13 protein-coding genes and 1 pseudogene are annotated in these 13,433 nt (G+C 60.7%); all 14 read right to left on the reverse strand.

The window, feature by feature from the left end; translation table 11 throughout:
* Positions 1–82: 82 nt before the first annotated feature.
* A complete protein-coding gene (locus ORD17_RS11195) occupies positions 83–451 on the reverse strand; it encodes a hypothetical protein (RefSeq protein ID WP_308388584.1) in 369 nt (122 codons plus the stop codon).
* A gap of 266 nt (positions 452–717) precedes the next feature.
* Positions 718–930 (reverse strand): annotated as a pseudogene (locus ORD17_RS13505) (ATP-binding cassette domain-containing protein); the annotation flags it as partial.
* A complete protein-coding gene (locus ORD17_RS11200) occupies positions 897–1,082 on the reverse strand; it encodes a hypothetical protein (protein WP_308388585.1) in 186 nt (61 codons plus the stop codon). The pseudogene ORD17_RS13505 and the gene ORD17_RS11200, both read right to left, overlap by 34 nt.
* A complete protein-coding gene (locus ORD17_RS11205) occupies positions 1,083–1,874 on the reverse strand; it encodes an ABC transporter permease (RefSeq protein ID WP_308388586.1) in 792 nt (263 codons plus the stop codon). It abuts the gene before it with no gap.
* Positions 1,875–1,940: 66 nt separating this feature from the next.
* Positions 1,941–3,365 carry a tRNA lysidine(34) synthetase TilS gene (gene tilS / locus ORD17_RS11210; protein WP_308388587.1) on the reverse strand — a complete coding sequence of 475 codons (1,425 nt, stop codon included), beginning with the start codon at positions 3,363–3,365 and terminating at the stop codon, positions 1,941–1,943.
* A complete protein-coding gene (locus ORD17_RS11215) occupies positions 3,352–4,302 on the reverse strand; it encodes an acetyl-CoA carboxylase carboxyltransferase subunit alpha (protein WP_308388588.1) in 951 nt (316 codons plus the stop codon). The genes tilS and ORD17_RS11215 overlap by 14 nt, the downstream gene beginning before the upstream one ends.
* A gap of 12 nt (positions 4,303–4,314) precedes the next feature.
* The gene (gene dnaE, locus ORD17_RS11220) at positions 4,315–7,806 is read right to left on the reverse strand and encodes a DNA polymerase III subunit alpha (RefSeq protein WP_308388589.1); all 3,492 of its coding nucleotides are present in this window, start codon (positions 7,804–7,806) and stop codon (positions 4,315–4,317) included.
* On the reverse strand, positions 7,803–8,381 hold the full coding sequence (locus ORD17_RS11225; protein ID WP_308388590.1) for a ribonuclease HII: 579 nt from the start codon (positions 8,379–8,381) through the stop codon (positions 7,803–7,805). Before ORD17_RS11225 ends, dnaE begins: the two co-directional genes overlap by 4 nt.
* Positions 8,378–9,496 (reverse strand): lipid-A-disaccharide synthase, encoded by a 1,119-nt coding sequence (gene lpxB / locus ORD17_RS11230; protein WP_308388591.1) that lies wholly within the window; start codon positions 9,494–9,496, stop codon positions 8,378–8,380. Before lpxB ends, ORD17_RS11225 begins: the two co-directional genes overlap by 4 nt.
* Complete coding sequence (locus ORD17_RS11235) at positions 9,493–10,599, reverse strand: DegT/DnrJ/EryC1/StrS family aminotransferase (protein WP_308388592.1); 1,107 nt, start codon at positions 10,597–10,599, stop codon at positions 9,493–9,495. The genes lpxB and ORD17_RS11235 overlap by 4 nt, the downstream gene beginning before the upstream one ends.
* A 3-nt stretch (positions 10,600–10,602) precedes the next feature.
* Positions 10,603–11,571, reverse strand: coding sequence for a Gfo/Idh/MocA family oxidoreductase (locus ORD17_RS11240; RefSeq protein WP_308388593.1), 969 nt, complete (start codon positions 11,569–11,571; stop codon positions 10,603–10,605).
* Positions 11,568–12,350, reverse strand: a complete 783-nt coding sequence (gene lpxA / locus ORD17_RS11245) for an acyl-ACP--UDP-N-acetylglucosamine O-acyltransferase (RefSeq protein WP_308388594.1) — start codon at positions 12,348–12,350, stop codon at positions 11,568–11,570. Before lpxA ends, ORD17_RS11240 begins: the two co-directional genes overlap by 4 nt.
* Positions 12,347–12,793: a 3-hydroxyacyl-ACP dehydratase FabZ gene (fabZ, locus tag ORD17_RS11250; protein WP_308388595.1), complete on the reverse strand. Its 447-nt coding sequence runs from the start codon at positions 12,791–12,793 to the stop codon at positions 12,347–12,349. Before fabZ ends, lpxA begins: the two co-directional genes overlap by 4 nt.
* Positions 12,794–12,801: 8 nt before the next feature.
* Entirely contained in the window at positions 12,802–13,431 is a 630-nt protein-coding gene (locus ORD17_RS11255) for a UDP-3-O-(3-hydroxymyristoyl)glucosamine N-acyltransferase (protein WP_308388596.1), read from the reverse strand.
* Positions 13,432–13,433: the final 2 nt, after the last annotated feature.

Raw genomic sequence — 13,433 nt, forward strand, 5'->3', positions numbered from 1 at the left:
ATCTACCCTTTCAGTGTAGTTCAGAAATTTCGTTTGTGTCGGAGAAATAAAATAAAAATAATAAAAATATATCCTTATAGGCTCATTCTTTCTTCCACAAGCGTAACCTTTCTGCTGGAAGCTGCAGATATAGCGTACGCGGAGGGTCTCTTCGGTCCTGCGCAAGGAAGCGACCCTGCAAAGAAAACGGCGCCGCCGTTACAAAACGCTGCCAGAGTGGCTGTCGCTGCCATTCCACGGCTTCGCTGACGATCAGATTTTCGACGTCAGTGTCCTTGGCATCCCGCAGCATGATGTGCTCAGCTCGGATCCCGAGGATCACCTCCTCCCCCAAGGCGTGATCCGACATTCCTGTTGCGCGCAAGCGCTGCGAATGAATGCGGACCAGATATTCCTGGTCGGCGAGCTTTTCTTCGATCCTCCCGGAGAAAAAGTTTTCCATCCCCAGCATTTGTGCAGCCTGCGGATTGGGGGACGGGAGAAAATTTCGGCGGGCTCGCCCTGGGCCTGGATTCTCCCACTCTGCAAAATTGCCATGCGTTGCGCTGCGGCACAAATGCTCACATCGTGGGTAACTACGAGTAGTGGGATGGAGAAAATGGTGGATTCCTCGGTAAGGGCAGCGATGATTTCGTCGCGCGTCTGCGGATCCAGTGCCGATGTGGGCTCATCCAGCAATAAAAGCTTTGGTTTGCGGGCGATGGCCCGCAACAGAGCGACGCGTTGCTGCTGGCCACCAGAAAGCGCTGCGGGATACTGCTCTGCGAAGCGCGTCATGCCAATCCGCTCGAGCAACTCCAAAGCTCTCGGGCGCCGGTCGCGCCCCTGTATGGAGAAGGCGATGTTCTGCCAGACCCTGAGGTGGGGAAACAGGCGGTATCCTTGCGGCAAGTATCCTAGTGGGCGCTGTTCCGTGGGCAAATCCCCCAAGGCTCCACTTGCGCTGGCAAGAGTCCAAGTAAGGCACGGAGAAAGGTCGTTTTGCCTTCGCCGGAGCGCCCGAGGAGCACGGAGAGACCCTCTACGGTCAGGGAGACGTCGAGGGCGACTGGTGTATTCGTTTGACAGCGTAGGGTCAGCACTTAGAGCGGAACCTGCTGGCGGCGGCTGCGCAGTCGAATCCATAGCGGCAAGGGAATCGCCACCAGAAAGAACACCCAAAGCAAGGGATAGACGGCGCTCAGCCCAATGTCTTCCAAATTTTGGTATATCTTCACGGGGATACCCATAGGATAGTAAGCAACGATCAGCACCACGCCGAATTCTCCCATCGCTCGCACCCACGCCAGAGCTGTTGCTGCAGTCAAGCCGTTGCGAGCCATCGGTAGGGTCACCAGCCAGAAAGTCTGCCAGGAGGACTTGCCCAGGGTATGGCTGATTTCCTCGAGATCGGTGGGAACGCCTTCGAAGGCGGCGCGGGCGGAGAGGACATAATAGGGCATGGCGGCATAGACCTGGGCCATGATGAAAGCCGGTGCGGTATTGACCAGGCGCAGTCCCCAATGCGAGAGAAACTCCCCGGCGGCGGCATAGGGTCCGAAAAAAGAGGCCAGGAGAATGCCGAGCGCCAGTGGCGGGGTGAGTAGCGGCAAAAGGATCAGTGCATCGACAACGGGACTCCAGCGATAGCGTCGACGTGCCATCCACCAGGCGAGAGGCGTTCCCAACAGCACACAGAGCAGCAGGGCCGAACCACTGAAAAGCAAGGAGGTGCGGATCGCTTCTGGGTCGTTGGGAGCAAACTGCAGGTGCTGCCAGTCCAAGCCGAAAAACATCTCGGAGAAAGGAGCGATCAGGATGCCAAGGATCGCCAGGGAAAACAGCAGTAGGGGCGTCTCCAGGGAAAGGCCGCGCGACGGTCCGATTCGCTTCATCGACAGAGTAACGCTGTATTAGATTGCATATAGCCATTATTCCCGAAAGAGCCGACAGGTGTCCAGTCAGGAAAGCGCTCTCCAATATCGCCAGGACCTAGTACGCAGCATTTCCCCAGGATCTGTGCCGTCTCCCGGATTCCCCGTCGGGTGAATAAGGTCTACCCAAAGGACTTCTGTGCCATGCAGAGCCGACTTGCGCAGGTAAAAGCCGGGAATCCACAGGATTTCATCCGTGTCCGAATACAGAATGGATACGTCGTCGCGCAGGAAGGGGGGAACGCCAACCTCCAGAAGGAATTTTTTGAGAGGACGCCGATGGCCGGCGGAGTTTCGATAGTGTGCACCGGCTTGCCGCTTGGTCCAGCGCAGCGTGCGTCCTTGCAGTTCTGCACCGCCGATGATTACCGCGCCTTCACGGAGCCCTTGCGCTGCTCTTACTGGCTGTTCCCAGCACCAGCGAAAGCCATCGCCCTGTCCGCAAGGGGCCAGCGGTTTCCACTCCTGAGCAGGAATTTCATGGCTGGGAAAGTGTTGCCAGATTTGAACTTTCTGTCCCTGACGCCAGGCGTGGAGATTCGGGAGTTCCACCCGCCTGCCGCCTTGGGATGGGGCAAATAGTTGCCGGAGTCGCTCCAGGGACTGCCGGTCCGGGGCATCCATCCCCAGGTCGCGGAGCCAGCGGCGCAGAAAGACTCGCTGCAGGGCTGGTGCCCACTGCTCCAAAAAGTCTACAGACAAGACTCGCGCGATTTCGCCATCGGGCCAACACAGCATGGCCTGCTGGGCGTACCAGGCGTCCTCCACGGCCAGTTGGTCGGCGATGTTGGCGGCGCTGCGGGTGATGACGCGCGACGCCTGCGGCCAGCCAAGTTCGTGTAACAGTGGCCATATCCTTTCGCGCAGACGCGCCCGGGCGTAGCGTAATTCGTTATTGGCAGGGTCTTCCAGCCAGCGGATGCCCCGCTGACGTAAATACTGGCGCAGCGAGGCCCGTGTCAGCTCCAAAAAAGGTCTTGCCAGGGTACCTGCCCCCAGACGACGCCGCTCCGGCATGGCCGCCAGTCCGTCGACGCCGGCGCCGCGCAGGAGCTGCAACAGCATGGTCTCCGCCTGATCGTCCTGATGCTGGGCACTCAGCAGCCAGTCGCCTGCGCGCATCTGGTCGGCGAAGAGGAGGTAGCGACCGCGGCGAGCGCGATCCTCCGGACCCTCGCCTCCCTGTTTTGCCGGCAGGTCGAGGATGCGACAAGGGTAGCCATACCCAGCCGCCAGTGTGGCCACGTGCTCTGCCCAGCGTGCGCTGTCTGGGTGCCAATTGTGGTTGACGTGGAGAACCTCGACGCGCAAGGCCAGCGCGTGCGCAGCGTGCAGCAGGGCGGTGGAATCGGCGCCACCACTGCAGGCAAGAAAAAAGCGTTGCTCTGGGGAGAGCTGCCAGTCGAAAAACAGTTTCTGCCGTAGTTCTTTCTCCGGCTCAGGCAGCGCCAACGACACCATAGTGCATCAGACGTTCGTAGCGATGGCTGAGGAGGCGCGAAGTTTCCAAACCCCGTAATTCCTGTAGGTGCTGCGCCAAACTCGCAGCGACGTTCTCATACACGAGTTGTACATTACGGTGGGCGCCACCGAGGGGTTCGTCGATCACTTCGTCGACGAGGCCGAGGGACTGCAGGCGGCGTGCAGTGATGCCCAGGGTTTCCGCCGCTTCCGCAGCCTTGGCCGCGTCTTTCCATAAAATCGAGGCACAGCCCTCCGGCGAAATGACCGAATAGACGCTATATTCGAGCATCAGTAGACGATCACCGACACCAATGGCCAGTGCACCACCAGAACCTCCTTCCCCGATGACCAGAGAGATGATGGGTACGGCGAGATCGGACATGACTGCCAAATTACGAGCGATGGCTTCGCTCTGGCCGCGCTCTTCGGCACCGATACCGGGATAGGCGCCGGGGGTGTCGATAAAGGTCAATACTGGCAGGCGAAAGCGCTCCGCCAGGCGCATCAGGCGCAGAGCCTTGCGATAGCCCTCTGGACGCGGCATACCGAAATTGCGTTGGATCTTTTCCTTAGTATCCCGCCCCTTTTGTTGACCGATCCAGAGGATGGCCTGCCCCTGGAAGCGCGCAAGTCCGCCGACGATGGCGGCATCATCGGCATAGGCGCGATCACCAGCGAGAACTTCTACGTCGGTAAACAGCGCGTGAACATAGTCCAGGGTGTACGGGCGCTGCGGATGACGCGCTACCTGTACGGTCTGCCAGGCGGTCAATTTACCGTAGAGCCGTTGCAACTCCTTGCGCGCCTTGCTCTCCAGACGCTTGATGTCCTCCTGAATGCCCGGTTGATTGAGCGCCTTGAGTTCCTCTACTTTTCCCTCGAGTTCGGCGATGGGTTGTTCAAAGTCGAGATATTGCAGTTTCACCCGTTCTCCTTATCAGGCCGTGCGCTGTCGCCGCTGCCGCTCATCGCGCAGAGAGACAACATTGGCAAGCAGATTCATTGGAGGGGCATATTGCCACTCTTGCCGATCGGGGTCGAGCAGGGCATCGAGTTCGCTGCGAAACTCGGGGCTGGCAGAGATTCCTTGCGGACAATCGAGAATCGCTCGCGCCTGCCCGTCAGCCACCGTCAGCGCGATGCGCACTTGGCAGTCGCCGGGGTGCGCCAGCAGCAATTCTGGAAGTTTCGCGATGCTGAGTGGCGAAGCGTCGATGTGCAATACGACAAGGCGTGCCAAAGCCGCCCGGGCTTCTTCCCAGCGCAGCAGACGTTGGGCGGTCAGTCGCAGGCCTCCAGAGTAACTGTCTTCACTGGCCTCGGCGAGAAGCAACAGAGGCTCATCGTCGGCGATCTGGCCATTGAACTGCCGCCAGGTTTCCGCGAATACCACGGCCTCGGCGCGCCCGCTTTCATCTTCCAGGGTAAGAAACAACATGCGATCGCCGCGCTTGGTGCGCATGCTGCGACGGGCCACCACCATGCCGGCGACGAAGACCGACTCGCCAGCGGTAATCTGGGCGAGCTCTTGGACGCCAAGCGCGTGCAAGTCGGCGCGGACGACACGCAGCGGGTGATCGCTCAGATAGAAACCGAGGACCTCGCGCTCGCCCGCCAAACGATCACGATCGTCGACATCTGCGGACACCAGTGTTGGGATCGTTCGCTGCTCCTGAGTCTCCATATCAAAGAGGCTGCATTGCGCGCTGGCATCCTGGCGCTGCTGCTGTTGCGCTGCCTCCAGGAAGCGGTCTAGAGAGGCCAGCAATTGCGCTCTTGGCAGTCGAAAGGCATCCAAAGCACCCGCCTTGATCAAGGCCTCGAGACTGCGTCGATTGACCCGCTGGCCATCCAGCCGACACAAAAAATCGTAGAAATCCTGAAACTCACCACCCGCCCTGCGGGCGTCGACGATGGCCTCCACGGCACCCCGACCCAAGCCCTTGATGGCTCCCAAGCCATAGCGAAGTCCGTTCCCTTCCGGTCGGAACACGAGTTCACTGCGCTGTATACAGGGTGGCAAAATGCTCATCCCCATCCGTCGGCATTCGCTGATCATAGCCACCACCTTATCGGTATGGTCCATGTCAGCAGTCAACACGGCGGCCATGAAATGTCGTGGATAATGGGTTTTGAGATAGGCGGTCTGGTAAGAGACCAGCGCGTAGGCGGCCGAGTGCGATTTGTTGAAACCGTACTCCGCGAACTTTTCCATCAGGTCGAAGATTGCTGTGGCCTGATGCACCTCGATGCCATTCTTCGCCGCTCCCGCCAGGAAGATCTCGCGCTGCTTGGCCATTTCCTCCGGCTTCTTCTTGCCCATGGCGCGGCGCAGCAGATCCGCACCACCGAGGGAATAGTTGGCCAGCACCTGGGCGCACTGCATCACTTGTTCCTGATAGACGATCACCCCATAGGTTTCCTTGAGGATCGGCTCGAGCAGAGGATGAGGATAGACGACCTTGGCCTTACCATGTTTACGCGCGATGAAGTCATCGACCATGCCGGATTGCAGGGGTCCGGGGCGGAACAGGGCCACCAGCGCGACGATGTCGCCAAAGTTGTCGGGCTGCAGGCGGCGGATGAGATCACGCATGCCCGAAGATTCGAGCTGAAACACCGCTACCGTGTCGGTAGATTTGAGTTGTGCAAAAGTGGCGGCGTCATCGAGTGGCAGCTTGGCCATGTCGAGGGGCCCCTGCCCTGCCGCGGCGCGCTCCGCATTGATGCCGCGCAGGGCAATATCGATGATGGTCAGGGTGCGCAGTCCCAAAAAGTCGAATTTCACCAGCCCCATTTTCTCGACATCATCCTTGTCAAGCTGGGTAACATTGCCACCACTCTCCGAACCGTCGGTAAACAGTGGCAGTCGGTCGGATAGGGGCTCAGGAGAGATCACCACCCCGCCGGCGTGGGTGGAGGCGTGGCGCGGCAGCCCCTCCAGACGCAAAGCGATATCCAGCAGTTCTCGCACATCGTCTTCTTCCTGCTGCCGACGTCGCAACTCCTCGGATTCTTCGAGGGCCTTGGCCAGGGTCATCCCCAAATCGCCGGGCACCAGCTTGGCGAGCTGGTCGACAAAGCCATAAGGCAGATTGAGCACCCGGCCCACGTCGCGTACCACCGCCCGCGCCTTCATGGTACCGAAGGTGATGATCTGCCCTACCCGATCGCGGCCGTATTTTTCCGCGACATACTGAATCACGCGGTCGCGTTGGTCCATGCAGAAATCGACGTCGAAATCGGGCATGGAGACCCGCTCCGGGTTGAGAAAGCGCTCGAACAAAAGGGCATTGGCGATGGGATCGAGATCGGTGATTCGGAGGGCGTAGGCGACCAGCGAGCCTGCCCCGGACCCACGCCCGGGGCCCACGGGAACGCCGTGATCCTTCGCCCACTGGATGAAGTCGGCAACGATGAGAAAATAGCCAGGAAAGCCCATCTGCAGGATGACGTCGACTTCGCGCAGGAGCCGCTCACGATAGGGTATGGCCCCCTCACCCGAGATGCCCAGGCTCTGCAGCCGCTCCGCCAGCCCCTGCTCTGCCGCCTTACGGAAGTAAACCTCGATGGGACTGCCGTCGGGGGTGGGGAAATCCGGCAGCGTATATTGGCCGAGGGTCAAGGTCAGATTACAGCGTTTGGCAATCTCCACCGTATTGGCACAGGCCTCAGGGAGGTCGGCAAAGCGTGCCAACATCTCGCTAGCACTGGGCAGGCGATGTTCCGGCGTGAAACGCCGCGGGCGACGCTCATCGTTCAGAGTGTATCCAGCAGCAATGCATTGTCGAGCGTCAAAAGCGGGAAAGTCTTCGGCGTCGAGAAAATGGGCATTGTTGGTGGCGACCAGCGGCAGATCCAGTTCCAACGCCAAGGCAATCGTTGCCTCATTCAAGGCATCTTGCTCGGCTTCGCCATTGCGCTGAACTTCGAGATAAAAGGCATCCGGAAAGAGTTCCTGATAGTGTCGGGCAAGAGATTGCGCACGCGCCGGCTCGCGCAGCAGAAGCTGGCCAATCTCACCCTGTCCTGCCGCCGATAGGGCAATCAAGCCAGCGCGATCCTCTTGCTCCAGCCAGGAACGCTGGATCCGCGCCTTGCCGTCTTGCAGTCCTTCCAGAAACGCTCGGCTGAGCAGGTGACTCAGGGCACGAAAGCCATCGCGATTGCGACACAGCAGCACCAGGCTGCTGCCGCCGTCGACGCCATCGCCCTGCAGCCAGAGTTCCGCGCCGATGATCGGTTTGATGCCCTGGGCGCGGGCGGCATTGTAAAATTTGACCAGGGCAAAGAGATTGCCGTGATCGGTGATGGCGACTGCCGACATTCCTTGTTCGGCGCAACGTTGCACCAGTTTCTTGACGGGGATGATCCCATCTTCCAGCGAATATTCCGAATGCACATGCAGATGGACGAAATCTGTGCTCATTTTCTTTCTTCCAGTATTCGTGCTACCGGCGCAAAACTGCGGCGGTGTATGGGGGTTGCTCCAAAACGTCGCAGTGCCTCCAGATGCACGGCGGTACCATACGCCTGATGACGGCCAAACCCATAGAGAGGATATTGGCGATCCAGCAAGGTCATCTCCCGGTCCCGCGCAACCTTGGCGAGGATACTCGCGGCAGAGACAGCATCCACGCGATCATCGCCTCCTACCATAGCCTCCGCCTGCCACTGCGGCAAGACACGGTTGCCGTCCACGACGATGTGCCGCGGACGAATCGGCAGCGCGCGCAAGGCGCGATCCATGGCCTGCAGGGTGGCAGCGAGGATATTGTCGCGTTCGATCTCCCAGGTGCCGGCAGACGCGACGACCCAGGCACGCGCCTCGGCACGGATCTGCTGCGCCAGCCGCTCTCTTTGTTGCGGGCGCAGCTTTTTCGAGTCACGCAGGCCCGCTATCGGACGCGCCAGAATCACCGCCGCGACCATGACCGGTCCTGCCAATGGTCCCCTTCCCGCCTCATCAACGCCGGCGACGTCTCCGCCCCAATGCTCCATCATTCCTGACCGAGCAAAATGCGCCGTAAGGCCGCCACGATGCTGTCGCTATCGTCACCCTGCAGCAGCCCGCGCAGAGGCTTGAGCGCCTGCTCCTGTTCCGCAATGGGGAGATTCTCCAATTCCTTCACCACCCGCTCGGGGGTGATCTCGGACTGCAGAAGTTCAGGATACACTTTACGCTGCAGGAGGATATTGGGCAGGGCGATGTGCGGCACGCGCACCAGGCGTTTGGCAACGGCGAAAGTCAGCGGCTGCATGGCGTAGAGCACGACGGCCGGCCGACCGAGCAGCGCCGTTTCCAAGGTTGCCGTGCCCGAGGCTACGAGCACGCGATCGGCCGCCGCGAGCAGCTCTGTGCTCTGCCCACAGACCTCCTGGATCTGGCCGGCTAGGGGACCGGCCCGCTCCCGCCACAGCGGGCGCAGCTCCTCGCGCGCCAGGGCGACGACGATCTGCCATTCGGGATGCGCCTGTAACCAAAGCTGCGCTGCCTGTGCCATCGGCGCGGCGAGCCGCTGCAGCTCACTGCGCCGGCTGCCCGGCAACAGGGCCAGGATTGGAGCGTTCTGCAAACACAACTTTCGTCGCGCCTCTTCCTTACTGGGCGCCGCGGCCGTCTGCGCAAGCAGGGGATGTGGCAACAGTTGCGCAGAGACCCCCGCTTGCTCATAGAGAGGGCGCTCGAAGGGAAAAAGCAGAAAGATTTCGTCGATGCGCTCACGAATCTGCCGAATGCGCCCCTGCCGCCAGGCCCAGATTTGTGGACCAACCACATAGAGCACACGGATCCCCAGGCGCTTGGCCTCCCGGGCGACACGCAGATTGAAGGCGGGGTGATCGATCAGCAGCACCGCATCCGGACGTTCACGTTGCAGGTAGTCGCGGACCTGCCGAAACAGGCGCCGCAGGCTGCCATAGTGACGCAGTACCTCCACCAGGCCCATCACCCCCAGCACTTCGCCATCGGCGATATTGCGCACACCGGCCGCTTGCAGACGGCTTCCCACCACGCCTTCCCATTGCACTTCGATCCCTGCCGCCCGGCAACGCGTCAGAAGATCAAGGCCCAGGCTTTCTCCTGAACGCTCGATCGCAATGAGGAAGGTTCTGTTCATTCGCCCTGCAGATGTGCGCGTATCACTCCGGCAATGCGCTCCACCTGCGCCGAGCTCAGTTCAGGAAACATCGGTAGGGACAGGACCTTGTCTTTCAGACTCTCGGCTACCGGACAATGGCTGGGCGGCAGATCGGCAAAGGCCCGCTGCTGGTGACAGGGAATGGGATAGTACACTCCACAAGCGATCCCTTCGGCGTGCAGACGGGCACGCAGGGCATCGCGTTCCGTGATCTGAAGGGTGTACTGATGGAAGACATGTTCGGCTCCGGCTCGGCGCCCGGGAATCTGCAGCGGCAAGTCCTGCAGAGCAGCATCGTAGAGGCCGGCAGCTCGTTGGCGACCAGCATTGTAGTCATCGATATGCTGAAACAGCTTCCGCAAGATCAGGGCCTGAATTTCATCCAGGCGGCTGTTGTAGCCCAAGATTTCATGTTCGTAGGTGCGCCAGGAACCGTGGTTACGCAGGCCGCGTAGGCGGGTTGCCAGGGCTTCGTCGTTGGTGAAGACCATCCCCCCATCCCCTGCCCCACCCAAGTTTTTGCTGGGGAAGAAGGACACGCAGGCGAGATGGCCAAAGCTACCGACCCGTTGGCCATGCAGGCGCGCACCAATGGCTTGCGCCATATCCTCGATGAGCGGAATGCCGTGCTGTTGCGCAAGCTGCACGAGCTCGGGCATGGGCGCGGCCTGGCCGTAGAGGTGCACCGGGATGATGGCGCGAGTACGGGGCGTGATCAGCGGCGCGATGCCTGCCGCCGTCACGCAGAAATAGTCGGGATCGACGTCGGCAAACACCGGCGTCGCGCCAACGTAACGTACCGCCTCGGCAGTGGCGATGAAAGTGAAAGTGGGAACGATGACCTCATCGCCGGGGCCGATGTCCAGGGCACGCAAGGCCAGCAGCAGGGCATCGGTACCCGAGGCACAAGCAACGCCATGGGCAACGCCGAGATATTCCGCCAGCTCCGTCTCCAGGCCGCGCCCTTGCGCGCCCAAAATGAAACTCGCCTGATCCAGTATCTCCCCGATTCCTGCCAGGATCTCCTGCCGCAGGGGCGCGAAATGGGCGCGTAGATCGACCATAGGAATTTGTTGTTCCATCACTCATTCTCCCTGCTGCTGGGGTAATGTAGATGCTGATAAAAACGCGCTAACTGCCTGCCGGACGGACAGCGCCGCTGCCAGTGCAGCCCGTCCTTCATGGCCCGTGCAGAGCGGCATTCCCTGGCCGGAAACAGCGGCGAGAAAGGCGGTGATTTCACTTTCCAGGGCATCGCGTGCCTGCAGCTCGACCACGTCCTCGATCACCCCCGGGATGCCCGGCACCTGTCCGGCACCGCGGCGGTAAAAAGTCAGGCGATTTTGCAGAAAATCCACTGAAGCATAGCGATCTGGCCAGAAAATGCGCATGCGCCGCACCGCCTCCCGCACCACCCGCGAGGCAGCCAGGTTGGCCACGCTCCCATTACCCAGGGTCACCCAGGCATTGGCCATGTCGGCCTGTTCGGTCACCGCCGCGACACCCACCGCGCGCACCTCCTGCGGCTGGGCGGCAGTAAGCATCAGGACCAGGTCGAGATCATGGATCATCAAGTCCATGATCACATCGACATCGAGGGAGCGCGGCTTGAACGGTGCCAAGCGCTCGGCCTCGATGTAGCGCGGTGCCGGGAACTTCTGTTCCCGCAGGTATTGCATGACCATCTGGGCGCGCTCAATCTGGCCCACCGCCAGGATTACCCCTTCCGCGTCCGCGTAGCGGAGCAGATCGTCTGCCTCGGCAAGGGTAAAGGTAAAGGGCTTTTCCACCAGGCAATGGATCCCGCGAGCGATTGCCTCACGCGCCACTGCGTAGTGCTGCAGCGTTGGCGTCACAATGGAGATGGCATCGACCGCAGCCAGCAACTCTCCCAGATCAGAAAATGCGCGACAAGCAAGCTCTTGAGCGACGCTCCGTGCCCGCTCGCCATCGGTGTCATAGACACCCTGCAACTGCGAAACCCGGGCATATTTCTGTGCATGGAAGCGTCCCAGGTGCCCAACCCCGACGACGGCTGTTCGTAACTGTCTCACGGCCGCGTAATCCCCCGCTTACTGCTGCGAATAAAATCCAGCAAGCGTTGCGTCTCGGGGGCATCGAGGCCTTCGCGCGCCACTTCCTCCATTGCTTCTTCCAGCAGTTTACCGGAGCGAAAAAGCAGGCGATACGCGCGTTTCAAGGTGTGGATCTGCTCTTTGGTAAAGCCCCGCCGGCTGAGACCGCGTACGTTGATCCCGTGTAATTGCGCGTGATTTCCTGCTGCCATCATGTACGGCGGGATGTCCAGCGGCGCCATGGTACCACCGCCGAGGATAGCGTGCGCGCCAACGCGCGCGAACTGGTGTACTGCGGAAAGACCGCCCAGGATGGCGTCGTCCTCAACGATGACATGGCCCGCCAGGGTCGCTGCATTGGCCATCACCACGCGATCGCCAATCTGGCAGTCGTGCGCCACGTGGCAGTACGCCATGAACAGGTTTTGGGAACCGATCCGCGTCACACCACCGCCTTTCACGGTACCGCGATTGATGGTGACGAACTCTCGGAACGTATTGCCGGAACCGATCTCCAGCCGGGTTTCTTCTCCGCGATAACCAAGATCCTGGGGTGCCGTACCAATGGAAGCGAAAGGGAAGATCTGGTTGCGTGCTCCGATCTGGGTGGGCCCTTGAATAAGCGCGTGGGCGTCCACCCGGCAGTCTTCGCCGATTTCCACGTTTGGACCGATGACCGCAAACGGTCCAATGATACAGCCGTCGCCGATTATTGCTGCAGGGTCGACCGCCGCCCGTGCGTCGATCTGCGCTTTCATGCCTCACGCTCGCGTAAGGTCGCCATCAGCAATGCCGACGCGACTTCCGTACCATCTGACATTGCCACCGTCTCCATCTGCCACAAACCCGACTTGCGTCGAGTGACCTCGGCAGACAGAATCAGTTGATCGCCGGGGGTCACCGGCTTGCGAAAGCGGGCCTTGTCGATGCCAGCGAAGTAGACTGCGGCGTTCTCGCCATATTTGTCCTCGGAAACGAAGGCCAGAATGGCCGCCGCCTGGGCCAGAGACTCGATGATCAAAACCCCAGGCATCACCGGAAAATCGGGGAAATGGCCCTGAAAATGAGGTTCGTTCATGGTCACGTTCTTCAGCGCGCGCAGGCTTTTGCCAATCTCGATCTCCAAAATTCGATCAACGAGGAGAAACGGGTAGCGATGCGGCAGCCGACGCAAGATCTGATGAATATCAAAGCCTTCCATGAACACTCCTAAGTAGAGGAAGAATCGTGCGCTGTCTTGGCCTCACCGCGCAACCGCCGCAGAATGTCATCCAGGCGGTTGAGCCGCGCGATCGTACGTCGCCAAGTCCGCGCCTCCTGAGCGGGTATCACGCCAGAATAGACGCCTGCTTGGCGGATGTCATGCGTGACGGCGCTTTGTCCGGCAATCACGGTCCCATCGGCGATATTGATGTGACCGGCAAAGCCGACCTGGCCGCCGATGCGGCAGCGCCGTCCAATGCGGGTACTGCCAGCAATCCCGGTCTGTCCGGCGATCACCGTGTCCGCGCCGACGACGACGTTGTGGCCGATCTGCACCAGATTGTCGATCTTCACGCCGTCGCCAACGATCGTGTCAGCCAGAGCGCCTCGGTCGATGCAGGTGTTGGCGCCAATCTCCACGCGTGCGCCCAGAATCACCCGCCCAATCTGGGGGATCTTCTCGTAGCCCGCATCGGTCTGCGCGAAGCCGAAGCCATCGGCCCCAATGACGGCATTGCTGTGGACAATGCAGTTCTCTCCAAGAACCGACCCAGCCAGAACCTTGACCCCGGATAGAGGTGAGAGGCGAAGCCAATCACCACCCCTGGTCCAATCACGACGCCACTTTCCAGCCACAC

Origin of the sequence: Acidithiobacillus sp. AMEEHan, assembly GCF_030996345.1 — a bacterium.
Classification (GTDB): domain Bacteria; phylum Pseudomonadota; class Gammaproteobacteria; order Acidithiobacillales; family Acidithiobacillaceae; genus Igneacidithiobacillus.